Genomic DNA, 23,592 nt, shown 5'->3' with positions numbered 1-23,592 from the left:
GCAGGTTCCCGTGTAAAGCGGGCATAAAGGCCCGAAACGCGAAGGGAGGGCGGGTGTCCCAGTCGCCATGATCAGGAGCGGAATGAGCGCTTCAGGGGGTCAATGTCCGTTTCCGAGCGGTCGATAGGTGGCACGGTTTGACCACTTTGATCATCGATTCGTGAGCAAACTCACACGGTGATCATGCTGCCTTCACGAGTTCCCCGGGAATCGCGTGTTTAGCCTGACGCTTTACAGGGATGGCATATCCGACAACCCGGCACCACGAGCAGACAGGGCCCCGTACAACAGTGAAGACGACGACGATGTTCCACAAGATCGCCAACCCGCGACGCACGACGCTGGCGCACCTCGCGGGCGCCGACGCCCTGCAGCTCCCGGTCCAGCAGGAGCACGCCGTCGACCTGCCGGCCCAGACCGCCAACCCCAAGCGCACCATCCTCATGGAGGCCCCGGTCGCGGCCTCCGTCGCGGAGTAGATCTGCCGTACAGATCCACGAGATCTTCACGATCTCCGCGGACAGATACGCGCACCGGCCGCCGAATGCTCAAGGCGGCCGCACACGGATGTCAAGGGCGTCCCCGGCCGGGGGCGCCCTTCCGCGTTAGCCTGGAGCGTCACACTCCAGCCAGCCAAGGGGCCAACCAACCCGTGCGCATCGCCAGGTTCTCCATCGACGGCAACGTCGCCTTCGGCGTGGTCGAGGGCGACAAGCCGGACGAGCTCGTCCTCGACATCATCAAGGGCATCCCGTTCGCGGAATTCGAGCTCTCCGGCACGAAGGTGCCGCTGAGCAAGGTCCGGCTGCTGCCGCCCGTCCTGCCCAACAAGGTGGTGGCGTTCGGCCGCAACTACGCCGAGCACGCGCGCGAGCTGGGCAACGAGGTGCCGGACGCCCCGTTCGCCTTCTTCAAGCCCTCCACCTCGGTGATCGGCTCCGGGGACGACATCCAGTACCCGCCGTTCTCCGAGGAACTGCACCACGAGGCCGAGCTCGCGGTCGTCATCGGCCGGATGTGCCGCGAGGTCCCGCGCGAGCGCGTGGCGGACGTGATCTTCGGCTACACCTGCGCCAACGACGTCACCGCACGGGACGTCCAGCGGCGCGAGAAGCAGTGGGCGCGGGCCAAGGGCTTCGACACCTCCTGCCCCCTCGGCCCCTGGGTGGAGACGGATCTGGACCTCGCCACCGCGTCCGACCTCACGATCCAGCTCACCGTCGACGGCCAGCAGCGCCAGCTCGGCCGCACCAGCGAGATGATCCACTCCATCGAGGATCTGATCGTCAACATCACCGAGGCCATGACGCTGCTCCCCGGCGACGTGATCCTCACGGGCACCCCGGCAGGGGTCGGCCCCCTGGCTGTCGGCGACGAGGTCGCCGTCACCATCGAAGGCATCGGCACTCTCACCAACAAGGTTGTCAAGCGTGGCTAGCGCACCCGGCTCACCCGTCCGCGTACGTTTCTGTCCTTCCCCCACCGGTAACCCCCATGTGGGCCTGGTCCGCACCGCCCTGTTCAACTGGGCGTTCGCCAAGCACCACCAGGGCACGCTGGTCTTCCGCATCGAGGACACCGACGCGGCCCGCGACTCCGAGGAGTCCTACGACCAGCTGCTCGACTCGCTGCGCTGGCTGGGCTTCGACTGGGACGAGGGCCCCGAGATCGGCGGCCCGCACGCGCCGTACCGCCAGTCGCAGCGCATGGACATCTACAAGGACGTCGCTGCCAAGCTCCTCGACGCCGGCCACGCCTACCGCTGCTACTGCTCCCAGGAGGAGCTGGACACCCGCCGCGAGGCCGCCCGCGCCGCCGGCAGGCCCTCCGGCTACGACGGCCACTGCCGCGACCTCACCGCGGAGCAGGTCACGGAGTACGAGGCCCAGGGCCGCGCCCCGATCGTCCGCTTCCGGATGCCCGACGAGACGATCACCTTCACGGACCTGGTCCGCGGCGAGCTGACCTTCACCGCGGAGAACGTGCCCGACTACGGCATCGTCCGCGCGAACGGCGCCCCGCTCTACACGCTCGTCAACCCGGTCGACGACGCCCTGATGGAGATCACCCACGTCCTGCGCGGCGAGGACCTGCTCTCCTCCACCCCGCGCCAGATCGCCCTGTACAAGGCGCTGATCGAGCTGGGCGTCGCGAAGGAGACCCCCTCCTTCGGGCATCTGCCGTACGTGATGGGCGAGGGCAACAAGAAGCTGTCCAAGCGCGACCCCGAGTCGTCCCTCAACCTCTACCGGGAGCGCGGTTTCCTCCCCGAGGGCCTGCTCAACTATCTCTCGCTGCTCGGCTGGTCCCTCTCCGCCGACCAGGACATCTTCACGCTGGACGAGATGATCGCGGCCTTCGAGATCGCGGACGTCAACCCCAACCCGGCGCGCTTCGACCTCAAGAAGTGCGAGGCGATCAACGCCGACCACATCCGCATGCTCGACGTGAAGGACTTCACGGAGCGCTGCGCCCCCTGGCTGAGGGCGCCGTTCGCGCCCTGGGCGCTGGAGGACTTCGACGAGGCGAAGTGGGAGGCGATCGCCCCGCACGCCCAGACCCGCCTCAAGGTCCTCTCCGAGATCACCGACAACGTCGACTTCCTCTTCCTCGCCGAGCCGGTCACCGACGAGGCCTCGTGGACGAAGGCGATGAAGGAGGGCGCGGACGCCCTCCTCGTCACCGCCCGCGAGAAGCTGGAGTCGGCCGACTGGACCTCGGCGGAGTCGCTGAAGGAGGCCGTCCTGGCCGCCGGCGAGGCCCACGGCCTCAAGCTCGGCAAGGCCCAGGCCCCGGTCCGCGTGGCCGTCACCGGCCGCACGGTCGGCCTCCCCCTCTTCGAGTCCCTGGAGATCCTGGGCAAGGAGAGGACGCTGTCGCGGATCGACGCGGCGCTGGCGAAGCTGGCGGGCTGACCCACAGGTGTTCGTGAGGGGCGGTACCCGGAGTCTCCGGGTACCGCCCCTCAGCGTTGTTCACTGCGCGTCGGCTGCGTCGATCAGGTACGCGAACTCGTCGGAGATCTCCAGGTCGACGACGACCATGACGGCGCCGGCGGCCATGTATTCCAGCATTACGCCGGACGTCGCGTAGGCCCTGCGCAGGTGCTCGTCGGGCCCGAGCGGCGCGGTCGCGCCTTTCCGGAACGGGTCACGCGCCAGTATCCGCAAGGCATGGTCCAACCGGGCTCGCCGCTCGCCGGGCAGACCGTCGTAGGCTGCGCGGGCCTCGACGGTGAACTGGACTCGGTGCTCGATCATGCTCCGCAGTGTGCCAGCCCGCGATACGGTCGGAGCCATGAGCATTCGTGCCGTGGTCTGGGACGTCGACGACACCCTCTTCGACTACACGACCGCCGACCGCGAGGGCATGCGGGGGCATCTGGTGGCCGAGGGGCTGCTGGCGGGGTACGGGACGGCGGAGCGGGCGCTCGACCGGTGGCGGGAGGTCACCGATCGGCAGTGGGCCCGGTTCTCCGCGGGGGAGACCAGCTTCGACGGGCAGCGGCGGGACCGGGTACGGATCTTCCTGGACCGGCCGGAGCTGACCGACGACGAGACCGACGACTGGTTCCGGCGCTACCTCACGCACTACGAGGCGGCCTGGTCCCTGTTCCCCGACGTCCTGCCCGTGCTGGACGCGCTCGCCGCCAGCCACCGCCACGCCGTGCTCTCCAACTCCAGCCTCCATGTCCAGGACCACAAGCTGCGCGTCCTCGGGGTGCACGACCGCTTCGAGACCATCCTGTGCGCCGCCGAGCTGGGCGTGTCCAAGCCGGAGGCCGCCGCCTTCCTGGCCGCCTGCGACGCCCTGGAACTGGCCCCGCACCAGGTGGCGTACGTCGGCGACCACCCGGAGATCGACGGGCGCGGTGCCGCCGACGCCGGTCTGCTGTCGGTGTGGATCGATCGGTACGGCGGTACGGCGACCGTCGAGGTGCCACCCGGCCGGCACCGGATCGCCACCCTCGCCGAACTGCCCGCGATCCTCGGCGCGGATACCCGTTTTGGAGCCCCGTCCACCTTCGGGTAATGTTCTTCCTGCGCCGAGGGGAGCAAGCCGCAAGGCCGGAAACCCGAAGCGCGAAACTAGAGCAAGATCCCCTCTAGGGATTGCGTTCCAGTGGCCTATGGTGTAATTGGCAGCACGACTGATTCTGGTTCAGTTAGTCTTGGTTCGAGTCCAGGTAGGCCAGCTCGCAGAGCTCATCTGCAACGCCCCCGTTGTGTAGCGGCCTAGCACGCTGCCCTCTCAAGGCAGTAGCGCCGGTTCGAATCCGGTCGGGGGTACTGGTTCCGATCATGCAGGATCGTGTCGGAACTGCTAGGGCCCCCGTTGTGTAGCGGCCTAGCACGCCGCCCTCTCAAGGCGGTAGCGCCGGTTCGAATCCGGTCGGGGGTACGACTGGTCTAAACCACATTGGTCTATGGTGTAATTGGCAGCACGACTGATTCTGGTTCAGTTAGTCTTGGTTCGAGTCCAGGTAGACCAGCTCGGACCTGCGGCGTTGTACATTAAACGCGTGCAGTGTCCAGGCCCCCGTTGTGTAGCGGCCTAGCACGCCGCCCTCTCAAGGCGGTAGCGCCGGTTCGAATCCGGTCGGGGGTACACAGTCCGACAGGGCCTCCACTTCGGTGGGGGCCCTTCGGCATGTCCGGAGCGGCAACTCCGTGTACGACGTGAGCAGTTCGGCGCCCCGGTCGTAGCCGTCGAGGGCGTGGGAAGAGTCTGCCGCGGCGTTGAGGCCGACTCTTCCTGGCCCGGGAATCCGGTGATCCTCAGCCGGTGCGGCGCAGGGCCTCCGACAGGCGGGCTGCCGCGTCGATGATCGCCTGGGCGTGCATACGGCCGGGATGGCGGGTGAGGCGCTCGATCGGGCCGGAGACCGAGACGGCGGCCACGACGCGGTTGGAGGGCCCGCGGACGGGCGCGGAGACGGACGCGACGCCCGGCTCGCGCTCACCGATGGACTGGGCCCAGCCGCGGCGCCGGACGCCCGAGAGGGCCGTCGCGGTGAAGCGGGCGCCCTGCAGGCCGCGGTGGAGGCGCTCCGGCTCCTCCCAGGCCATCAGGATCTGCGCCGAGGAACCCGCCTTCATCGTCAGCGTGGAGCCGACCGGGACCGTGTCCCGCAGGCCGGACAGGCGCTCCGCCGCGGCGACGCAGATACGCATGTCGCCCTGGCGGCGGTAGAGCTGGGCGCTCTCGCCGGTCACGTCCCGCAGGTGGGTCAGCACCGGGCCCGCGGTCGCGAGGAGGCGGTCCTCGCCGGCCGCCGCGGCCAGCTCCGCGAGACGCGGACCGAGAATGAAACGGCCCTGCATGTCGCGCGCCACCATCCGGTGGTGTTCCAATGCCACGGCCAGCCGGTGAGCCGTGGGTCGTGCGAGTCCGGTGGCCGCGACCAGCCCCGCGAGGGTGGCCGGACCGGACTCCAGGGCGCTCAGGACAAGGGCTGCCTTGTCCAGAACGCCCACGCCGCTACTGTTGTCCATGAAACGATATTCCCGTCTCACTCTGTGAAACGCAAGTTCATTTTTCCGTGAGACGCGCAACCCTGGAGGCATGGCGGCCCGAAGACCGACGGGCCTGGCGGCGGGTGCCCGGGGAACAGGGGCCCGAGGGCGTCGCCTCCACAAGATCTCTAGTTGGGCCGGTGCGTCATTGCCGGCCGGAGGGAAAGCGATGGGTAGGACACTCGCGGAGAAGGTCTGGGACGACCACGTCGTCCGGCGCGCCGAGGGCGAGCCCGACCTCCTCTTCATCGATCTGCACCTGCTGCACGAGGTGACCAGCCCCCAGGCCTTCGACGGGCTGCGTCAGAACGGCCGCCAGGTCCGCCGTCTCGACCTGACCATCGCGACCGAGGACCACAACACCCCGACCCTCGACATCGACAAGCCGATCGCCGACCCGGTCTCCCGCGCCCAGCTCGAGACCCTGCGCAAGAACTGCGCCGAGTTCGGCGTGCGGCTGCACCCGCTCGGCGACGTCGAGCAGGGCGTCGTCCACGTGGTGGGCCCCCAGCTGGGCCTGACCCAGCCGGGCATGACCGTCGTCTGCGGCGACTCCCACACCTCCACGCACGGCGCCTTCGGCGGCCTGGCGTTCGGCATCGGCACCTCGCAGGTCGAGCATGTGCTGGCCACCCAGACGCTGCCGCTGGTCCGCCCCAAGACCATGGCGATCACGGTCGACGGCGACCTGCCCGACGGCGTCACCGCCAAGGACCTGATCCTGGCGATCATCGCGAAGATCGGCACCGGCGGCGGCCAGGGCTATGTCCTGGAGTACCGCGGCTCCGCCATCGAGAAGCTCTCGATGGAGGCCCGGATGACCATCTGCAACATGTCGATCGAGGCCGGCGCCCGCGCGGGCATGATCGCCCCCGACCAGACCACCTTCGACTACCTCGAGGGCCGTCCGCACGCCCCGAAGGGCGAGGACTGGGACGCGGCCGTCGCGTACTGGAAGACGCTGAAGACGGACGAGGACGCGGTCTTCGACGCCGAGGTCGTCATCGACGCCGCCGCCCTCTCGCCGTTCGTCACCTGGGGCACCAACCCGGGCCAGGGCGCGCCGCTTTCGGCGGACGTCCCCGACCCGGCTTCGTACGAAGACGCCTCGGAGCGCCTCGCCGCCGAAAAGGCCCTGGAGTACATGGGGTTGGAGGCCGGACAGCCGCTGCGCTCCATCAAGGTGGACACCGTCTTCGTAGGTTCCTGCACCAACGGCCGCATCGAGGACCTGCGCGCCGCCGCCGAGCTCGTGAAGGGCCGCAAAGTCGCCGACGGCGTACGGATGCTGGTCGTCCCCGGCTCCGCCCGGGTCGGTCTGCAGGCCGTCTCCGAGGGCCTGGACGTGGTCTTCAAGGAGGCCGGCGCCGAATGGCGGCACGCGGGCTGCTCGATGTGCCTCGGCATGAACCCCGACCAGCTGGCCCCCGGCGAGCGCTCCGCCTCCACCTCCAACCGCAACTTCGAGGGCCGGCAGGGCAAGGGCGGTCGTACGCACCTGGTGTCGCCGCAGGTCGCGGCCGCCACGGCCGTCCTGGGCCACCTGGCCTCCCCGGCCGACCTGTCCGCCGACACCCCCGCGCCCGCTGGAGTCTGATCAGTCATGGAAGCATTCACCTCGCACACCGGCCGGGCCGTCCCGCTGCGCCGCTCCAACGTCGACACCGACCAGATCATCCCTGCTCACTGGCTCAAGAAGGTCACGCGGGACGGGTTCGAGGACGGACTGTTCGAGGCCTGGCGCAAGGACGGGGAGTTCATCCTCAACCGGCCCGAGCGGCAGGGCGCGACCGTGCTGGTCGCCGGCCCCGACTTCGGCACCGGCTCCTCCCGTGAGCACGCCGTCTGGGCGCTCCAGAACTACGGCTTCAAGACCGTGATCTCCTCCCGCTTCGCCGACATCTTCCGCGGCAACTCGCTGAAGAACGGCCTGCTCACGGTGGTCCTGGACCAGAAGATCGTGGACGCGCTGTGGGAGCTCACGGAGAACGACCCGCAGACCGAGATCACCGTCGACCTCGAGGCCCGTGAGGTGCGCGCCGAGGGCGTCACCGCCGCCTTCGAGCTGGACGAGAACTCCCGCTGGCGGCTGCTGAACGGCCTGGACGACATCTCCATCACCCTCCAGAACGAGCAGGACATCTCCGCGTACGAGGCCAAGCGCCCGTCCTACAAGCCGAGGACGCTCCAGGCCTGACCCGGAGCCCCCGGGGCAAGTCGAGTTTCGGCCAGCCCAACCCCCTTCCTGTACCCCCGATCGGTCCGATCGGGGGTACAGCCGTGTCCGGGCCCGGAACCGCCCCCGAACCTTCGCTTTTCTTGCCAACTTCCCACGTTAGAGCCGTGGTTGCCGGGGTACGCGCCCTCTGTGGACGCTGCTCGCGGCGATGCCGTGAGGGCCGTTCGAGGGGGCAGTTGCCCCCTGGGCGGGCGACAACTCGCCCCAGATGGCACAATCTGTGCATGGAACACGACGGCCAACTCGAGCTCTATACGGCGGTCGCGAACCAGCTCAAGGAAGCGCACACAAGAGTGCGCGCACTGCAAGTCCCGGAGGGCGTACGGATGGCGCTGACCCGGAAGCTGCTGGTCATTACGGCCGCGGCCAAGCACGATCTCGCCGATGCGACAAGGCGTCTGGAGCGGTTCATGACGGACCTCGACGAGGGTCGAATGCCCGAAGAGGAGCGTTGATCGCCTCCGGAACAGCCGACTTCGTTGCGGCACAAGGGTGATTAGCCCGTTTCGTGTTTGATTTGCGGTATATATCTGCCTAACGTGCGAAAAAGCTTGAACACTTTCGTTCTGGCGAGGTCTCCGAAGGGGAAGACGTGAACAAGGCGCAGCTCGTAGAAGCGATTGCCGACAAGCTGGGCGGTCGCCAGCAGGCCGCCGACGCGGTCGACGCGGTCCTGGACGCCATCGTCCGCGCGACCGTCGCGGGGGACCGGGTCTCGGTCACCGGCTTCGGTTCGTTCGAGAAGGTCGACCGGCCGGCCCGCTACGCTCGCAACCCCCAGACGGGCGAGCGGGTTCGGGTCAAGAAGACGTCCGTGCCGCGCTTCCGCGCAGGTCAGGGCTTCAAGGACCTGGTGAGCGGCTCCAAGAAGCTGCCGCGCGGCGGCGAGGTCGCCGTGAAGAAGGCCCCCAAGGGCAGCCTCACCGGCGGCGCCTCCGCCACGGTCAAGAAGGCCGCGGCGAAGAAGGCCACCACCAAGGCCGCCGCCGCGAAGAAGACGACCGCGGCGGCGAAGAAGACGACGGCCGCCGCGAAGAAGACCACGGCCGCCGCCAAGAAGACCACCGCGAAGAAGACGACCGCCGCGGCGAAGAAGACCACGGCCGCCGCCAAGAAGACGACCGCCACCAAGTCGGCCGCCGCGAAGAAGACCACCCCGGCGAAGAAGGCCACCGCCAAGAAGGCCCCGGCCAAGAAGTCGACCGCCCGCAAGACCACCACCGCCAAGAAGGCCACCGCCCGCCAGTCGTAGACACCGACAGCAGCAAGGGCACTCACGCGCCGGGCCGGACTCCCTCACGGAGCCCGGCCCGCGGCGTGTTCAGAACGTCTGGAGGGTCACCAGGGTGATCCGCGGGCCGTCCTTCGGCCCCTCCACCTCGATCCGCACCCGCTGGCCCGGCCGCAGCAGCCGCAGCCCGCCCGCGTCGAACGCCGGCGCGTCGAAGGGCACCGGGGTGCCGTCGTCCAGCAGCACCTGTCCGCTGCGGGTGTCGGGGTCGTACGTGTATGCGGTCGCCTGCATGGGTCGAGCCTACTGCCCGATACCGAGCAGCCGCGCCGCCGCCGCGGCCGTCCGGGGACCCACCCCGAGGGCCAGCGCCGCCCGCAGATCCTCGCCGGTGTCCACGTCCTGGCGCACCGAATCGACCGAGACGGGCCGGAGTTCCTCGGCGCCCGACGCGTGATGCCGGGCGCGGGAATCCGTGCCGAATGCCGGGAGCAATTCCCGGTCCGCCGAGACGGCCAGCAGAGTGGTGCCGATTCCCGCCGCATCGGCGAGAAATGCGCGCGGGAATTCCGCCGCCGCATCCAGAACCCGGGCCAATTCCCCCGGGCGAAGTGCGGGGAGATCCGCATTGAGGGCCGCGAGCGGAGTTCCGGGACGCAGCCGCCGTACCGAGGCGGCACCGTGTGCGAGCGCCGCGTTCAGGCCGGTGCGGGGCTCGTCGGGCACGATCCGGGCGCCCAGGGCGGCCAGCGCGTGCCCCGCCGGCTGATCGTCCGTGACGACCACCACATCCCGTACCGCCGCGCAGGCCAGCGCCGCCGCCACCGTGTCCTCGGCGAAGGCGAGGGCCAGTCCCGGGCGCAGCTCGTCGCCCGCCGTGTCCGCGAGCCTGCTCTTGGCCAGCGCCAAGGGCTTCAGGGGTATGACCAAGGTCCACTGCACCGGCGTACCGTCCCCTCTCCTGTCGCGGCCATTGTCACCCGGCCCATCGGCACGCCGACGCGGCGGGCGTACGGTGTTCTCGACAGACCGGCGGCCTGGGGCGACACTTGTGCGGCTCACAGGCTCCGAGGAGAAGCCCCGAGCGAAGTACCGAGAGAAGTACCGGGAGAAGTCCCAGAGGGAAGGTGTCCGCGTGCCCCGCCGCAGAATCGGCTTCTGGTACCGCTTCGCAGCGGTCCTCTGCAAACCCTGGCTGGTGGTTCTGATCAAGCGGGACTGGCGCGGAATGGAGCACATTCCGGCCGAGGGTGGATTCATCACCGCCGTGAACCACAATTCCCACATCGACCCCTTCGCCTACGCGCACTACCAGTACAACAGCGGACGAGTGCCGCGATTCCTGGCGAAGAGCGGGCTCTTCAAGAAGGGGTTCGTCGGCGCCGCGATGCGCGGCACGGGCCAGATCCCGGTCTACCGCGAGTCCACGGACGCGCTCAGCGCCTTCCGGGCCGCGATCGACGCGGTGGAACGCGGCGAGTGCGTCGCCTTCTACCCCGAGGGCACCATCACCCGCGACCCGGACCTGTGGCCCATGACGGCCAAGACCGGCGCCGCGCGGGTCGCCCTGCAGACCAAGTGCCCCGTGATCCCCGTCGCCCAGTGGGGCGCCAACGAGCTGCTGCCGCCGTACAGCGGCAAGCCGCATCTCCTCCCGCGCAAGACCCACCATGTGCTCGCCGGCCCGCCCGTGGACCTCTCGCGTTTCTACGGCCAGGAGATGACCGCGGAGGTCCTCAAGGAGGCCACCGAGGTCATCATGGCCGCCGTCACCCGCCAGCTGGAGGAGATCCGCGGCGAGAAGGCGCCCGAGACGCCCTACGATCCGCGTCAGGAGCGCATCGAGCAGCGGCGCCGCACCGAGGCGGAGACCGGTGTGCAGACCGCCGTCCAGGCCGGTGCCCAGCCCAGTCACGAGGGGGAGAACAGCAAGTGAGCATGTCCGTCAAGGCGGCCGTCTTCGGTACCGGATCCTGGGGGACCGCCTTCGGCACGGTCCTCGCCGACGCGGGCTGCGAGGTGACGCTGTGGTCGCGCCGCCCCGAGCTCGCCGAGGCGGTCAACTCCACCCGGACCAACCCGGACTACCTGCCCGGCGTCGAGCTCCCCGAGAACCTCCGCGCCACGTCGGACGCGGCCGAGGCCGCCCGCGGCGCCGACTTCACCGTCCTCGCGATCCCCTCCCAGACCCTGCGCGCCAACCTCGCCGAGTGGAGCCCGCTGCTCGCCCCGCACACCGTCCTCGTCTCCCTGATGAAGGGTGTCGAACTCGGGACGACCATGCGGATGAGCGAGGTCATCGAAGACGTCGCCAAGGTCGGCCGGGACCGCGTCGCCGTGGTCACCGGCCCCAACCTGGCCCGTGAGATCGCCTCCCGGATGCCGGCCGCGTCCGTGGTCGCCTGCACCGACGAAGCTGTCGCCCAGAAGCTCCAGACCGCCTGCCACACGCCGTACTTCCGCCCGTACACCAACACCGACGTGGTCGGCTGCGAACTGGGCGGCGCGGTCAAGAACGTCATCGGCCTGGCCGTCGGCATCGCGGACGGCATGGGGCTCGGCGACAACGCCAAGGGCTCCCTCATCACCCGCGGGCTCGCCGAGACCACCCGGCTCGGCCTGGCGATGGGCGCCGACCCGCTGACCTTCGCCGGGCTGGCGGGCCTCGGCGACCTGGTGGCGACCTGCTCCTCGCCGCTGTCCCGCAACCACACCTTCGGCACCAACCTGGGCAAGGGCATGACCCTCCAGGAGACCATCGCGGTCACCAAGCAGACCGCCGAGGGCGTCAAGTCCTGCGAGTCGGTGGCCGATCTGGCCCGCCGGCACGGTGTCGACATGCCCATCACCGAGACGGTCGTGGACATCGTGCACGAGGGCAAGCCGCCGGTCGTCGCGCTCAAGGAGCTGATGTCGCGCAGCGCGAAGCCCGAACGACGCTGAGCGAACCCGGCGGGTGGACGCTGACTCCCGGCCCTACCACCGGGTACTCTCATGCCGATATGAGCACCGAGAATCTCCCCCAGAGCCCTGGGCAGCAGAGCCCCGAGCAGCCCCCGCGCAAGCCGCGGGTGGCCGTCGTGTCCGGTGGCCGCAGCTCCGAACACGGGATCTCCGTGGTCACCGCCGGCGCCGTCCTGAAGGCCATCGACCGGACCAAGTACGAGGTCCTCCCGATCGGCATCACCCGGGACGGGCGCTGGGCCCTCATCGCCGACGACCCCGAGCGCATGGCGATCACCGACCGCCGCACGCCCGACATCGAGGCGCTCGCGGAGTCGCGGGAGGGCGGCGTGGTGCTCCCCGTCGACCCGGCCAACCGCGAAGTCGTCTACAGCGAGCCGGGATCGGTGCCCAAGGCGCTCGGCGAGGTCGACGTCGTCTTCCCCGTCCTGCACGGCCCCTACGGCGAGGACGGCACCCTCCAGGGCCTGCTGGAGCTCTCCGGTGTCCCGTACGTCGGCTCGGGCGTGCTCGCCTCGGCCGTCGGCCAGGACAAGGAGTACATGAAGCGGGTGTTCACCTCCTTCGGGCTCAAGGTCGGCCCGTACGTGGTGATCCGGCCGCGCGAGTGGCAGCAGGACGAGTCCACCGCCCGCAAGAAGATCGTGGACTTCGCCGGTGAGCACGGCTGGCCGCTGTTCGTGAAGCCCGCGCGCGCGGGTTCGTCGATCGGCATCACCAAGGTCGACGACCTGTCCGGCCTGGACGAGGCGATCGCCGAGGCGCAGCGCCACGACCCGAAGATCCTGATCGAGGCGGCCGTACGGGGCCGCGAGATCGAGTGCGGGGTGCTGGAGTTCGAGGACGGCCCGCGGGCCTCCGTCCCGGCGGAGATCCCGCCGCCGGACGCGCACGCGTACTACGACTTCGAGGCGAAGTACATCGACTCCACCCCGGGCATCGTTCCCGCGCCGCTCACCCCCGAGGAGACCGCCGAGGTCCGCGCGCTCGCGGTGGACGCCTTCGAGGCGGCCTCCTGCGAGGGCCTGGTCCGCGCGGACTTCTTCCTCACGGAGGAGGGCGACTTCGTCATCAACGAGATCAACACCATGCCGGGCTTCACCCCGATCTCGATGTACCCGGCGATGTGGCAGGCGACGGGCATCAGCTACGAGGAACTGGTCGACAGGCTGATCCAGGCGGCACTCCGCCGCTCGACGGGGCTCAGGTAGCCCACCCGAAGGGGCGCGGGGCTGAATCGACATGCGGCTCCGCCGCGTGGGCGCGACCAGCCCCCACGGTCCGCACCCGAACGACGGCCTAGTCGGCGATCCCTTCCGGCACCGCCTTCTTGATCGCCGACGCCAGGTCGATCAACACCCCGGAACTGTCCGTCCCCTCCGGCACCGTCACCTCGACATAGGCGAGACGGCCGGCGGTGGTGAAGCGGTACCCCCCACCGCCCCGCTTCTCCATCAGCCAGTCGACCCCGTTGACGCCGCCGGCGACGGCATCCGCGTCCTGGCCCTGGGCCACCTTCGGGTCCACCATCTTCGGCGGCCGTTCCACACCGCAGCGCAGTATGATCGCCGGGTCCCCCCAGCCCGCGGTCAGCGCGGAGGCGGGCTCGGGATCCCGGCGGCTTCGGCCGTCCACCTTCGACGGCAGTGCCTCGTCCAGGTTCCGGCACAGCTTCACGGTCTTCGCCGTGGGACGGGGAACCGCCGCCGACGCGCTGTCGTCTGCCGAGGAGCAGCCCACGGCGGCACAGAGCAGAACGAGGGCGGGCAGGCGGGCGGGCAGACCACCGGGCCGGTGACGGAAAAGGTTCACCGGCCAAGGGTAGACGGGGGCTACAGATGCACGACCGGGCAGGTCAGGGTGCGGGTGATCCCGTCCACCTGCTGCACCTTGGCGACCACCAGTCGGCCGAGGTCGTCCACCGTGTCCGCCTGGGCCCGCACGATCACGTCGTACGGACCCGTCACGTCCTCGGCCTGGACGACCCCAGGAATCTTGCTGATCTCCTCGGCGACGGTCGACGCTTTGCCGACCTCCGTCTGGATCAGGATGTACGCCTGTACCACGGAACCTCCAGGGCGGCCACGAGGATCATGTGGGGAAAAGGAACGCCACGGTATCGCGTCGCCGAGCGCCACGGGGAGACCCGCGGGGCGCGCGGCCTCCGTGCCGGGGTGCAGGGAAGGCAGAGGTTGACGGTCACGTCGACCGTATCGAGGACACTGGTGCTGCGCGACCGGGCACGGACAGGGACAGAAGGGGCGACAGGGTAATGAAGGGCACTGTTGGTGAGCTCGGGGAGTTCGGGCTCATCAGGGAGCTCACCTCCCGTCTCACCACCACCTCGGCGGTGCGGGTCGGCCCCGGCGACGACGCCGCGGTGGTGGCCGCGCCCGATCGCCGGGTCGTGGCCAGCACCGACATCCTGCTGGAGGGCCGGCACTTCCGCCGTGACTGGTCCACCGCCTACGACGTCGGCCGCAAGGCCGCCGCCCAGAACCTGGCCGACATCGCCGCCATGGGCGCGGTGCCGACCGCGCTGCTGCTCGGCCTCGTCGTGCCCGCCGAACTGCCGGTGACCTGGCCGAGCGAGCTGATGGACGGCATCCGCGACGAGTGCCAGGTGGCGGGTGCCTCCGTGGTCGGCGGCGATGTCGTACGGGGCGACACGATCATGGTGTCGATCACCGCGCTCGGCGATCTGCGCAACCAGGAGCCGGTCACCCGGGCGGGCGCCCAGCCCGGCGACCTGGTCGCGGTGACGGGCTGGCTCGGCTGGTCCGCCGCCGGGTACGCGGTCCTCTCCCGCGGTTTCCGCTCCCCGCGCGCCTTCGTCGAGGCCCACCGCCGCCCCGAGCCGCCGTACCACGCGGGCCCGGCCGCGGCGGCCCTCGGCGCGACCGCGATGTGCGACGTCAGCGACGGACTGATCGCCGACCTCGGGCACATCGCCGAGGCCAGCAAGGTCCGCATCGACATCCGCTCCGGCGCCATCGACATCCCCACCCAGATGAACGACATCGGGTCGGCCGTCGGCGTGGACCCCATCCAGTGGGTGCTGACCGGGGGAGAGGACCACGCGATCGTGGCGACCTTCCCGCCGGACGTGAAGCTGCCCGCCCGCTGGAAGGTCATCGGCGAGGTCCTCAACCCCTCCGCGCTGCCCCAGGTGACCGTCGACGGGGCGCCCTGGACCCGGCAGGGCGGCTGGGACCACTTCGGGGACATAGAAGGGGCGTGAGGGGCGTGGAGGGCGTGGAGGGCGTGGAGGGCGTGAGGGGCGCGAGTGCCGTGCGACCGCGCGTCCTGACGGTGGCCGGCTCCGACTCCGGCGGTGGCGCCGGCATCCAGGCCGACCTGAAGACCATGCTCGCGCTCGGCGTGCACGGGATGAGCGTCCTGACCGCCGTCACCGCGCAGAACTCCCTCGGTGTGCAGGGGGCTTGGGAGCTGCCCGCCGAGGCGGTGCGCGCCCAGTACCGCAGCGTCGTGGACGACATCGGCGTCCAGGCCGTGAAGACCGGCATGCTCGCCTCCGCCGAACTCGTCGACACCGTGGCCGCCTTGATCGCCGCCACGGATGCCCCGGTCGTCGTGGACCCGGTGGGCGTCTCCAAGCACGGGGACCCCCTGCTCGCCGCCTCCGCCCTGGACTCCGTACGGACCCGGCTGCTCCCGGTGGCGACCGTCGCCACGCCCAACCTCGACGAGGTCGCCCAACTCGCCGGCGTCCGGGTCGAGTCGGAGGAGCAGCTGCGGGAGGCCGCGGCGGCCGTCCTGGCGTACGGACCGCGCTGGGTGCTGATCAAGGGCGGCCATCTCCCCGGCGACGCGGTGGACCTGCTGACCGACGGCACCGAGGAGCACTGGCTGCGCGCGCCGCGCCACGACAACCGGCACACGCACGGCACGGGCTGCACCCTCGCGTCCGCGATCGCCTCGCACCTCGCACGGGGGCGGTCCGTCCCGGAGGCGGTGACGGCCGCCAAGGAGTACGTCACCGGCGCGATCGCCGCCGGCTTCGCACTCGGCGCCGGGATCGGCCCCGTCGACCACGCCTGGTCCCTCACCCGCCGCGCCCCCGAGGCCACGGCCACTCCGGAAGCTCGAGGTCCGTCGCCGACTTCTCGGTGACCCTCCGCAGGAACGCCGCCATCGGCCGGGAGGCGAGCAGCCGGCACATCCGGTCCCGGCCGCGGATCCGCCGCTCGGCGGCCGGTGCGAAGAACGGGCCCGCGTTCGTGGTCCCCTACCCGGCGTCCCCGAGCAGCGCCCCCCGGCCGTGGGTGAGCCGGTCGAGGTGGATCTGGGCGATCGCGTCGAAGTACAGCTCGTCGGCCCCCTCCAGCGCCCGGAGCACGGTCGGCCCCCGTCCGGCCGGTCGAAGCGGTGGACGTCGACGGCGTCCGGCGCCGTACAGGCCCTCGGTCGGTCGAGCAGCAGCAGGGCGCAGGGGCCCGGAGTCCGTCAGGTCAGCCTGCTGTCAGGTACGGCAAAAAGCCGGCCCACCGAGGTGGACCGGCCAGATGCAGCGAACCAGCATGGCCGCGCACTCAGCAGTGCGTCAGCGCGAGACCTTGCCGGCCTTGATGCACGAGGTGCAAGCGTTCACGCGCTTCGGCGTCCCGCCGACCACGGTACGCACACGCTGGATGTTCGGGTTCCAGCGGCGGGACGTACGGCGGTGCGAGTGCGAGATGTTGTTGCCGAAGCCCGGCCCCTTGCCGCAGACGTCGCAGTTGGCAGCCACGGGTCACTCCAAAGACTTCAGATGCACTTACGGTTGGATCCCGGCATGCCGGGATCGAGATCGCAGGATCAAAGATCTGAGTGGCGTAGCCAGGGGAATGGCCCGATGGGATCGGGCAACCGGAGCAGCATACAACGACTGCGCCAGTAGAACGAAACTACCACGGCTGCTCTACGCTGCGTGCAGTCCAGCAGCTCAGGGAGGCGCAGGTGGCGCAGGTGCCGCAGACATTCTTCGATGCTCTCGCGGTGCGCACCTGGTGCTCGCTCGCGCTCACGGCACTGGGCCGCGCGCGCGAGGAGATCGACGCGATCAACGTCTACCCCGTCGCGGACGGCGACACCGGCACCAACCTCTATCTGACCATCGAGTCCGCCACGACCGCCGTGGAGGCCGTGTTCGCGGGCCACGAGACCGCTCCGGCCGCCGTGCGCAGCCCGTCCCTCGCCGACGCCGCGCGCGCGATGGCGCACGGCGCGCTCATAGGGGCGCGCGGGAACTCGGGGACGATCCTCGCCCAGCTCCTGCGCGGCATGGCCCAGGTCCTCGCCGAGGAGGGTGAGGCCTCTCACACCGACGGGGACGGACTGCGGCTCGCCCTGCGGCGCGCCGCCGACTCCGCCCGCCAGGCCGTCGCCCACCCCGTCGAGGGCACGGTCCTCTCCGTCGCCTCGGCCGCCGCCGACGCCGCCGCGGGCACCGGGGGCGACTGCGGGACCGTCGCCCGCGCCGCCTACCGGGGGGCGTGCGCGGCCCTGGCCGCGACCCCGGCCCAGCTCACCGTCCTGGAACACGCCGGGGTGGTCGACGCCGGCGGGCGGGGACTGGTCGCCGTCCTGGCGGCGCTGGTGGAGACGTTCACGGGAGAGGCACCGGTGTTCTCCGGGCTCTCCGGGGGAGCCGTGCACGCGCGCGAGGAGGCCGGTCCTGAGCCGGGCGCCGCGGACTGCGCCGACACCCCGGGCGGCGCGGACGGGCCCGCCTTCGAGGTGATCTACCTCCTGGAGGCCGAGGACCCGGCCGTCGCCCGGCTGCGGCTGCGGCTGGACGCCCTCGGGGACTCCCTCGTCGTGGTCGGCGGCGACGGCCTGTGGAACGTCCACGTCCATGTGGACGACGCGGGCGCCGCCGTCGAGGCGGGCGTCGAGGCCGGACGGCCCTACCGGATCCGCATCACCCACTTCGGCGCCGGTGACGCCCACGCGCGCGGGGGCGACCGTCCGGTCCGCGAGCGCGTCCAGCGGGCCGTCGTCGCCGTCGTGCCCGGCGAGGGCCTGGCCGGCCTGTACAGCGAGGCGGGCGCGACCACCGTCCTCGCCCGCCCCGGGGAGCCGCCCGCCAGCGGGGAACTGGTGGAGGCCGTACGACGGGCCCACGCGCGCGAGGTCGTCCTGCTGCCCAACGACGCCGATCTGCGTCACACCGCCGCCGCGGCCGCCGAACAGGCCCGCTCGGAAGGCATCCGGGTGGCCCTGATCCCCACCCGCTCCGCCGTCCAGGGCATCGCCGCGCTCGCCGTGCACGAGGCCGGCCGCCGCTTCGACGAGGACGTCGTCTCCATGACCTCCGCGGCCGGCGCCACCCGCTACGCCGAGGTCGCCGTCGCCGAGCGCCAGTCGTGGACCATGGCCGGCATCTGCCAGGCCGGCGACGTCCTCGGGCTCATCGACGGCGACGTCGCCGTCATCGGCGCCGACGTCATCGCCACCGCCGAGCGCACCCTGGACCGCATGCTCTCGGCGGGCGGCGAACTGGTCACCCTGGTGCTCGGCGACGACGCCCCCGAGGGCATCGCCGAACGCCTGGAGACCCGGGTGCGGGAGGCCTACCTCGCCGTCGACACGGTCGTCCACCGCGGCGGACGGCAGGGCGCGCTGCTGCTGATCGGCGTCGAGTAGCCGTTACGCGCCGGACTCGTCGGGCTGCTCCAACGCCACCTGCAACAGCTGCTCCGCCTCGGCCCGCCGGGCCGCGACCGTCCCGTCGTCGTCTCCCGGGCCCTCCCCGTCACCGTTCCCGGTCTCGTCGTCGTACCCCTCCGCGTACGCCCGCAGCACCGCACGCGCGCGTGCCGCCGCCTCCGCCGGCCGGCCCAGGTCGGTCTCCAGCCAGCCCGCGGCCAGCTCGGCCGCGGTCCGCGCGTGCAGCGCGTCGCCGTCCAGCGCGACGAACACCGCGACCGCCTCCGCCATCTGCGACAACGCCTCCTCCAGGGCGCCCCGGATCGAGTCGTCGTCGGCGTCCTCCGCGGCTGAGCGGGCCAGCAGGTCCCCGAACTGGCGGTGGGTGTGGCCGAGTTCGTCGACCAGCCGCAACCGTGCCTCCTCCTCGTCGTCCTCCACCACGGCGAGCGCGTCCACGCACTCCTCCACCGCGCCGGCCATCAGCGCCCGCGCCCCCTCCGTCCCGTCCTCGGTCCGCAGCGCCAGCCACGCCCGGGCGCGCAGCGAACGCACCAGCCCGTGCACGTTGCCCAGAGCACGCCACAGCTCACCCGCACGCACGTACGCCCGGTCCGCCTCCTCGTGCAGCCCCGCCTGCCCCAGGGACTCGGCGGCCAGATGCGCGAGCGTCGCGTGGTCGTGCTGCTCGGGCCAGTGGCGGGCGATCTCGGCGGCCTGGAGCCGGCGCTCGGCGGCGTCCCGGTGCTCGCCCAGCTCGCTCAGACAGTCGCCCAGCCACCACTGCGTCTGGACCACCGCCCCGTCACCGTGCGTCTCCTCCCGCAGATCGGCCAGCGCCGACTCCAGCACCTCCGCGGCCTCCGCCCAGCGCCCCAGCCGGACCAGATACCCGCCGAGCTGGTGGCGCGCCCACGCACCGAACGTCGGGCCCTCGCCCGCCTCGTCGGCCCAGTGCGCCGCCTCCAGGGCGTGCTCCGCGGCCTCCGCCGCCTCCCCCCGCTCCCCGACGACCTCGGCGAGCTGAAGATGCAGCTGGGCCCGCCCGACCGGCTCCAGCACGGGCCCGCCGTGCTCCAGGGCCGCCCGCAGCGCCCGCTCCGCCTCCGCCATGTCGCCCAGATGGTGCGCGAGACCCGCCAGCCGGGCCTCGTACTCACACGCGAACCACGGCAGCCCCGCCCCGGTGAACTCCGCCGCGGCCCGCGCGAACAGCTGGGCGCCCGTCTCGACGTCCCCGGAGTGCGTCGCGAGCTCCCCGAGCATCGCGTGCCCCTCGGCCAGCCGCGCGGTCAGCCGCACATCGTCCCCGGTCCGCCCCTCGACCAGTGCGAGCAGCTCCCGTACGGCCGCCTCCGCCTCGCCCAGGACCGTCTCCGCCATCGGCCCGTCGGCCTCGTGGACCCGCCGCATCAGGATCCGCGCCCGCGCCATCAGCACCCCCGCCGCCTGCCGCACCTGGGTGCCGCCCTCGGCGTACAGCGCCAGCACGTCGTCGTACGGCCCGGCCACCGCCGCGAGCGCCTTGCCGACGTCCTCACCGGCGAGCGCACGGACGTACGCCCCCCGCGCGCGTGCCGCCAGCGACTCCCCGGGGTCCTCCGCCTCCGCGTACAGCTCCGCGGCCCGCTCGAACGTTTCCGCACCCTGCGGGCCCAGCGCGATCGCCTCGTGCTCGGCGATCTCCGCGCGGTCGCGCGCGTCCAGCGCGACCCCCTCCGTGCCCTCGGCCGCCCGCGCCACCGCCGCCCACGCCTCCACGGCCTGCGGCCGCAGCGTGTCCGACAGCCGCCGGGCCTCGGCGAGCAGCTCCGGCAGCTCGGACCCCGCCGGCTCCGCCGCCGCGGTCGGCACCGGCGCGCCCACCGCGGCCGGCCGCACCGCACGCACCCCCAGCGGCAGCCGCTCCACCAGCGGGCGCTGCGCCATCCGCGCGCGGGCCCGCTCACCGACGTACTCCGTGCCGTTGCGCTCGTCGAACCGCGCCGCCAGCGCCAGCGCCTCCCCGCGCGCGTGGGCCGCCAGCTCACCCGCCGTCCACTCCCGCCCGGCCGGACCCGGCACCCGCTCCCCGCCCAGACCGAGCGCCGACAGCCGCTCCGTCAGCAGCACCACGACACTCAGGAACTCCAGCTTGCTGCGCGGATGCCCGTCGTCCGTGAAGTACGCCGGCCGCTCCGCGAGCAGTTCGAGACCCCGCGCCTCGTTCCCGGTCAGCGCACAGAACTCGACGTGGTCCGCGTACGCGCCCCGCATGCTCTCCATCGGCCGCACCAGCCGGAAACCCCGCAGATGGTGGGCGCGCGCCTCCTCCAGCCGCCCCAGCCGCAGCAGCGGCACCAGCGACGAGGCCAGCACCGTGTGCGGCTCGTGCGCACAGGCGTACTCACCCTCCAGGACCGGCGCCCACACCCGCAGCGCCTCCTCGTCCCGGCCCCGCTCCGCCAGCCACCAGCCCTGGCCGTGCAGCTCGCACGCGTGACAGTCCGCCATCGCGTCCCGGTCCGCCGCCAGCCAGGCGGCGTACGCCCGCTCCGCGCGCGGGACGTCCCCCACGTGCGCGGCCACACTGAACTCGGCACTGCGCACCGCACGCTCCGAGTGCCCGGCCAGCCGGTAGCGGTGCTCCATCTCGCCCAGCCACTTCTCCACCGACGCCAGCGGCACATGCGGCTGGTCGAGCATCCCGGCCGACATCCACTTGAAGACCCAGTGCAATGAATGCGTCTCGTAGTCGTCGAAGTCCCCGGGCCGCTCGTCCCACAGGCGCAGCAGCCGCGCGAACGGGACGAACATCTTGTCCTTCTCGGAGCTGTAGTTGTAGACCTTCAGCTGGTGCCCGAGCGCCTCGATCACCGCCAGCGGGATGTTCAGCCTCTCGGCCTCCGCCAGCAACCGCTCCGCGCGCGCGTTGCGAGCCGGACCCTCCGGCTGCTCGCCGTTCTCCGCCATCGCCCGGCGGAGCGCGTCGAAGTCCCTGATCTCACTCATCGGTGGTCGTCCTCCCCGTGTGCGGACTCCCCGTGCGTGGCCCACTCCAGAAGGCCGATGAACGCCCGGTTCAGCAAGGCCGAGTCCGCGGGCCTGAGCGGCCGCTGCGCCATCAGCAGCGCCTGCCCGTACAGGGACTCCGTGGCGGTGCCGATCAGTTCCGCCTCCCGCAGCGAACTGATCCGCCGGATCAGCGGGTTGAGATGGTTCAGCACCAGCCGCGCGCGGGGGGCCCCGCCGCGCAGCGAGCCCAGGATGCCCGCCCACAGATCGTCGGCCTGCGCCTCGGCCTCCGCCCGCGCCTGCTCGTGCCGCGCCGCCCGGTCGTCCAGGTGCAGCGCGGGCACCGACAGCGGATGGAACGCCCGCAGGACGACATCACAGCCCAACGGGTCCAGCTTCGCCCGCGCGGCCGCCAGGAACCCCGCCAGCGCCAGTTCCTCCGCCGGGTCCACCGCGTCCAGATGCGCCGTCACGGTGTCCGCGTCCAGCTCGGCGACCACCGTCCCCGGCCGCACCGACGGCAGCGCCTCGACCAGCTCGCTGTCGTACGTGTAACCGCCGTTGACCACCCCGACGCCCTGCGCGGCCGCGATCGGCGCCACCTGCCGGAACTCCTCCACCGTCCGCGTGAAGTGCACCACCGGGTGCCGCTGCGCGAACTCCTCCAGCGACAGCTGCCCGTCGCTCGTCTCGAACGGCAGCCACGGCAGCATGGTCCGCAGCATCTCCGGGTCGTGCCGCGCCAGCGACTTCACCCCCAGGTGGTGCACGGCCAGGAACGCCGAGAGCCGCTCCGGATCACCCGCCGCGAGCCCCGTCAGCCAGGCCCGGATCCGCTCCCCGAGCGCCTCCCGCACGGCGGCCAGCGTCTCGTCCTCGTACAGCGCCTCGCGCGAGGCCGTCGGCCGCAGACTGTCCGTGTCCAGCACACAGCGCACGAAGAACGCCCAGTCGGGCAGCAGCTGTTCGGCCCGTTCGGTCAGCAGCATGCCCTTCAGGTGCACCCGGTGCGTGGCCCGCTGGGCAGGACTCACGGCCGCCGGCAGCACGTACGCCACCCCGCGGATCCCCGCCAGCGGCACGTCCAGCTCGATCGTGTCCAACGGCGTGAACCCGAACAGCCCCTGGCAGTGCCGGGCCAGCGCCACCCGCCGGTTCGCGGGGGAGGGGTACGGCCGGTCCCAGGGCGCCGGCAGATCGGTGACCGCCTCCTCGCCCACCCGGACGTCGTAGGGCAGCAGCGAGCCGAAGTCCCGCGCCAGCTTCAGCACGCGCTCCTCGGTGAGCCACTCCCCGGCCCCGGCGCGCGCCACCAGCTGCACGGTGGTGCCCGGCTCGGGCCGTTCGTCGTGCGGCAGGGTCCGCACGGTGTACGAACCGTCGTCGCGCGCCATCCACTCCACGGGCGGCGCGGCGGGCGTACGGGCACTGCGGCTGACGACCCGGATCCGCTCGGCGACCACGAAACAGGCCAGCAGCCCGATGCCGAACTGCCCGAGGAAGTCGGAGCGCGCCTCCTGGAGGCCCTCCGCCCGCTTGGAGCTGCGCCCGATGGTCGCCAGCAGGTCGTGCACATCGGCCTCGGTGAGCCCGACGCCGGAGTCCTCCACCCGCAGGGTCCCGCCCGAGGCGTACAGCCTGACCCGTGCCGGGGCGCCGGGCTCCTCGGCCCGCCGGGCGGTGATGGCGTCCACGGCGTTCTGCAGCAGTTCCCGCAGATAGACCTTGGGGCTGGAGTAGAGGTGATGGGACAGCAGGTCCACCAGACCACGCAGGTCGACCTGGAACGTGTGAGGTGACGGTGATGCCTGTGATGACTGTGAGGTCTGGGAGTCCATCGCTGCAGCGCCGCGAAGTGGGGACGAGCACGGCGCGGGGTCGGGCGGTCCCGGTGGGGCGGTGACCGCGGATGATGGCCGGAGGCGCGTCATCCTAGAGCCCGAACGAGCCGTCTGACCAGGTGTTTCAGGACACGTATCGAGCAATGTCAGTGGCGT

At 71.6% G+C, this 23,592-nt stretch carries 23 protein-coding genes and 5 tRNA genes; 19 read left to right on the top strand and 9 right to left on the bottom strand.

Annotation, left to right across the window (positions count from 1 at the left end; genetic code table 11):
* Positions 1-239 precede the first annotated feature (239 nt).
* From ABZ490_RS19085 to gltX, 3 genes are all read left to right on the top strand, one after another.
* A complete protein-coding gene (locus ABZ490_RS19085; RefSeq protein ID WP_358991436.1) occupies positions 240-479 on the top strand; it encodes a hypothetical protein in 240 nt (79 codons plus the stop codon).
* Positions 480-652: 173 nt separating this feature from the next.
* Positions 653-1,438, top strand: a complete 786-nt coding sequence (locus tag ABZ490_RS19080) for a fumarylacetoacetate hydrolase family protein (protein ID WP_358991184.1) — start codon at positions 653-655, stop codon at positions 1,436-1,438.
* Positions 1,431-2,915: a glutamate--tRNA ligase gene (gene gltX, locus ABZ490_RS19075; RefSeq protein WP_358991181.1), complete on the top strand. Its 1,485-nt coding sequence runs from the start codon at positions 1,431-1,433 to the stop codon at positions 2,913-2,915. Before ABZ490_RS19080 ends, gltX begins: the two co-directional genes overlap by 8 nt.
* Positions 2,916-2,975: 60 nt before the next feature.
* Here gltX and ABZ490_RS19070 read toward each other — a convergent pair whose 3' ends face one another.
* A complete protein-coding gene (locus ABZ490_RS19070; protein ID WP_358991179.1) occupies positions 2,976-3,260 on the bottom strand; it encodes a hypothetical protein in 285 nt (94 codons plus the stop codon).
* Positions 3,261-3,297: 37 nt separating this feature from the next.
* Here ABZ490_RS19070 and ABZ490_RS19065 point away from each other — a divergent pair, with 37 nt between their 5' ends.
* The 6 genes from ABZ490_RS19065 (at position 3,298) to ABZ490_RS19040 (ending at position 4,608) form a co-directional block, all read left to right on the top strand.
* Positions 3,298-4,032 (top strand): HAD family hydrolase, encoded by a 735-nt coding sequence (locus tag ABZ490_RS19065; protein ID WP_358991176.1) that lies wholly within the window; start codon positions 3,298-3,300, stop codon positions 4,030-4,032.
* Between the two features lie 91 nt (positions 4,033-4,123).
* Positions 4,124-4,195: transfer RNA gene (locus tag ABZ490_RS19060), tRNA-Gln, on the top strand.
* A 21-nt stretch (positions 4,196-4,216) separates the two neighbouring features.
* A tRNA-Glu gene (locus tag ABZ490_RS19055) sits at positions 4,217-4,289 on the top strand.
* 39 nt (positions 4,290-4,328) lie between these two features.
* Positions 4,329-4,401 (top strand) — tRNA-Glu (locus ABZ490_RS19050).
* 19 nt (positions 4,402-4,420) lie between these two features.
* Positions 4,421-4,492 (top strand) — tRNA-Gln (locus ABZ490_RS19045).
* A gap of 43 nt (positions 4,493-4,535) precedes the next feature.
* Positions 4,536-4,608, top strand: a tRNA-Glu gene (locus ABZ490_RS19040).
* 170 nt (positions 4,609-4,778) lie between these two features.
* Here the strand turns inward: ABZ490_RS19040 and ndgR are convergent.
* Positions 4,779-5,495, bottom strand: a complete 717-nt coding sequence (gene ndgR, locus ABZ490_RS19035; protein WP_055634332.1) for an IclR family transcriptional regulator NdgR — start codon at positions 5,493-5,495, stop codon at positions 4,779-4,781.
* A 190-nt stretch (positions 5,496-5,685) separates the two neighbouring features.
* Here ndgR and leuC point away from each other — a divergent pair, with 190 nt between their 5' ends.
* From leuC to ABZ490_RS19015, 4 genes are all read left to right on the top strand, one after another.
* Positions 5,686-7,113 (top strand): 3-isopropylmalate dehydratase large subunit, encoded by a 1,428-nt coding sequence (gene leuC / locus ABZ490_RS19030; RefSeq protein WP_358991172.1) that lies wholly within the window; start codon positions 5,686-5,688, stop codon positions 7,111-7,113.
* A 6-nt stretch (positions 7,114-7,119) separates the two neighbouring features.
* The gene (leuD, locus tag ABZ490_RS19025; RefSeq protein ID WP_358991169.1) at positions 7,120-7,713 is read left to right on the top strand and encodes a 3-isopropylmalate dehydratase small subunit; all 594 of its coding nucleotides are present in this window, start codon (positions 7,120-7,122) and stop codon (positions 7,711-7,713) included.
* Between the two features lie 266 nt (positions 7,714-7,979).
* Positions 7,980-8,210 (top strand): hypothetical protein, encoded by a 231-nt coding sequence (locus tag ABZ490_RS19020; RefSeq protein WP_055634329.1) that lies wholly within the window; start codon positions 7,980-7,982, stop codon positions 8,208-8,210.
* Between the two features lie 137 nt (positions 8,211-8,347).
* Entirely contained in the window at positions 8,348-9,007 is a 660-nt protein-coding gene (locus ABZ490_RS19015) for an HU family DNA-binding protein (RefSeq protein ID WP_358991166.1), read from the top strand.
* Positions 9,008-9,076: 69 nt separating this feature from the next.
* Here the strand turns inward: ABZ490_RS19015 and ABZ490_RS19010 are convergent, their stop codons facing one another.
* Together ABZ490_RS19010 and cofC are read right to left on the bottom strand one after the other, a co-directional pair.
* Complete coding sequence (locus ABZ490_RS19010; protein ID WP_358991164.1) at positions 9,077-9,280, bottom strand: hypothetical protein; 204 nt, start codon at positions 9,278-9,280, stop codon at positions 9,077-9,079.
* A gap of 9 nt (positions 9,281-9,289) precedes the next feature.
* The gene (gene cofC / locus ABZ490_RS19005) at positions 9,290-9,928 is read right to left on the bottom strand and encodes a 2-phospho-L-lactate guanylyltransferase (RefSeq protein ID WP_358991161.1); all 639 of its coding nucleotides are present in this window, start codon (positions 9,926-9,928) and stop codon (positions 9,290-9,292) included.
* A gap of 193 nt (positions 9,929-10,121) precedes the next feature.
* Between cofC and ABZ490_RS19000 the strand changes: the two genes are divergently transcribed.
* Genes ABZ490_RS19000 through ABZ490_RS18990 form a run of 3 tightly spaced genes read left to right on the top strand, consistent with a single transcriptional unit; the run spans position 10,122 to position 13,161 of the window.
* Positions 10,122-10,922, top strand: coding sequence for a lysophospholipid acyltransferase family protein (locus tag ABZ490_RS19000; RefSeq protein WP_358991158.1), 801 nt, complete (start codon positions 10,122-10,124; stop codon positions 10,920-10,922).
* Positions 10,919-11,929 (top strand): NAD(P)H-dependent glycerol-3-phosphate dehydrogenase, encoded by a 1,011-nt coding sequence (locus ABZ490_RS18995; RefSeq protein ID WP_358991155.1) that lies wholly within the window; start codon positions 10,919-10,921, stop codon positions 11,927-11,929. The genes ABZ490_RS19000 and ABZ490_RS18995 overlap by 4 nt, the downstream gene beginning before the upstream one ends.
* Positions 11,930-11,988: 59 nt before the next feature.
* Positions 11,989-13,161 (top strand): D-alanine--D-alanine ligase family protein, encoded by a 1,173-nt coding sequence (locus ABZ490_RS18990; protein ID WP_358991152.1) that lies wholly within the window; start codon positions 11,989-11,991, stop codon positions 13,159-13,161.
* Positions 13,162-13,249: 88 nt separating this feature from the next.
* Here the strand turns inward: ABZ490_RS18990 and ABZ490_RS18985 are convergent, their stop codons facing one another.
* Together ABZ490_RS18985 and ABZ490_RS18980 are read right to left on the bottom strand one after the other, a co-directional pair.
* Complete coding sequence (locus ABZ490_RS18985; protein ID WP_358991149.1) at positions 13,250-13,762, bottom strand: DUF3515 domain-containing protein; 513 nt, start codon at positions 13,760-13,762, stop codon at positions 13,250-13,252.
* A 20-nt stretch (positions 13,763-13,782) separates the two neighbouring features.
* Positions 13,783-14,016: an Lrp/AsnC ligand binding domain-containing protein gene (locus ABZ490_RS18980; RefSeq protein ID WP_030793842.1), complete on the bottom strand. Its 234-nt coding sequence runs from the start codon at positions 14,014-14,016 to the stop codon at positions 13,783-13,785.
* A gap of 206 nt (positions 14,017-14,222) precedes the next feature.
* On the opposite strand from ABZ490_RS18980, the gene ABZ490_RS18975 reads away from it, so the two are divergent.
* Together ABZ490_RS18975 and thiD are read left to right on the top strand one after the other, a co-directional pair.
* Positions 14,223-15,191 (top strand): thiamine-phosphate kinase, encoded by a 969-nt coding sequence (locus tag ABZ490_RS18975; protein WP_358991145.1) that lies wholly within the window; start codon positions 14,223-14,225, stop codon positions 15,189-15,191.
* 50 nt (positions 15,192-15,241) lie between these two features.
* Positions 15,242-16,084 carry a bifunctional hydroxymethylpyrimidine kinase/phosphomethylpyrimidine kinase gene (thiD, locus tag ABZ490_RS18970; RefSeq protein ID WP_358991418.1) on the top strand — a complete coding sequence of 281 codons (843 nt, stop codon included), beginning with the start codon at positions 15,242-15,244 and terminating at the stop codon, positions 16,082-16,084.
* 430 nt (positions 16,085-16,514) lie between these two features.
* Here the strand turns inward: thiD and rpmB are convergent, their stop codons facing one another.
* The gene (rpmB, locus tag ABZ490_RS18965; RefSeq protein ID WP_003993230.1) at positions 16,515-16,700 is read right to left on the bottom strand and encodes a 50S ribosomal protein L28; all 186 of its coding nucleotides are present in this window, start codon (positions 16,698-16,700) and stop codon (positions 16,515-16,517) included.
* Positions 16,701-16,909: 209 nt separating this feature from the next.
* On the opposite strand from rpmB, the gene ABZ490_RS18960 reads away from it, so the two are divergent.
* Positions 16,910-18,598 (top strand): DAK2 domain-containing protein, encoded by a 1,689-nt coding sequence (locus tag ABZ490_RS18960; RefSeq protein WP_358991142.1) that lies wholly within the window; start codon positions 16,910-16,912, stop codon positions 18,596-18,598.
* A gap of 3 nt (positions 18,599-18,601) precedes the next feature.
* On the opposite strand, the gene ABZ490_RS18955 is transcribed toward ABZ490_RS18960, so the two are convergent.
* Both ABZ490_RS18955 and ABZ490_RS18950 read right to left on the bottom strand, forming a co-directional pair.
* The gene (locus ABZ490_RS18955; RefSeq protein ID WP_358991139.1) at positions 18,602-21,592 is read right to left on the bottom strand and encodes a tetratricopeptide repeat protein; all 2,991 of its coding nucleotides are present in this window, start codon (positions 21,590-21,592) and stop codon (positions 18,602-18,604) included.
* Positions 21,589-23,433: an HSP90 family protein gene (locus ABZ490_RS18950; protein ID WP_358991136.1), complete on the bottom strand. Its 1,845-nt coding sequence runs from the start codon at positions 23,431-23,433 to the stop codon at positions 21,589-21,591. The genes ABZ490_RS18955 and ABZ490_RS18950 overlap by 4 nt, the downstream gene beginning before the upstream one ends.
* Positions 23,434-23,592 lie beyond the last annotated feature (159 nt).

Origin of the sequence: Streptomyces sp. NPDC005811 (assembly GCF_040630405.1) — a bacterium.
Lineage (GTDB): Bacteria > Actinomycetota > Actinomycetes > Streptomycetales > Streptomycetaceae > Streptomyces.
The sequence above is the reverse complement of the archived record's forward strand: the minus strand, read 5'-3'. Positions and strand labels throughout refer to the sequence as shown.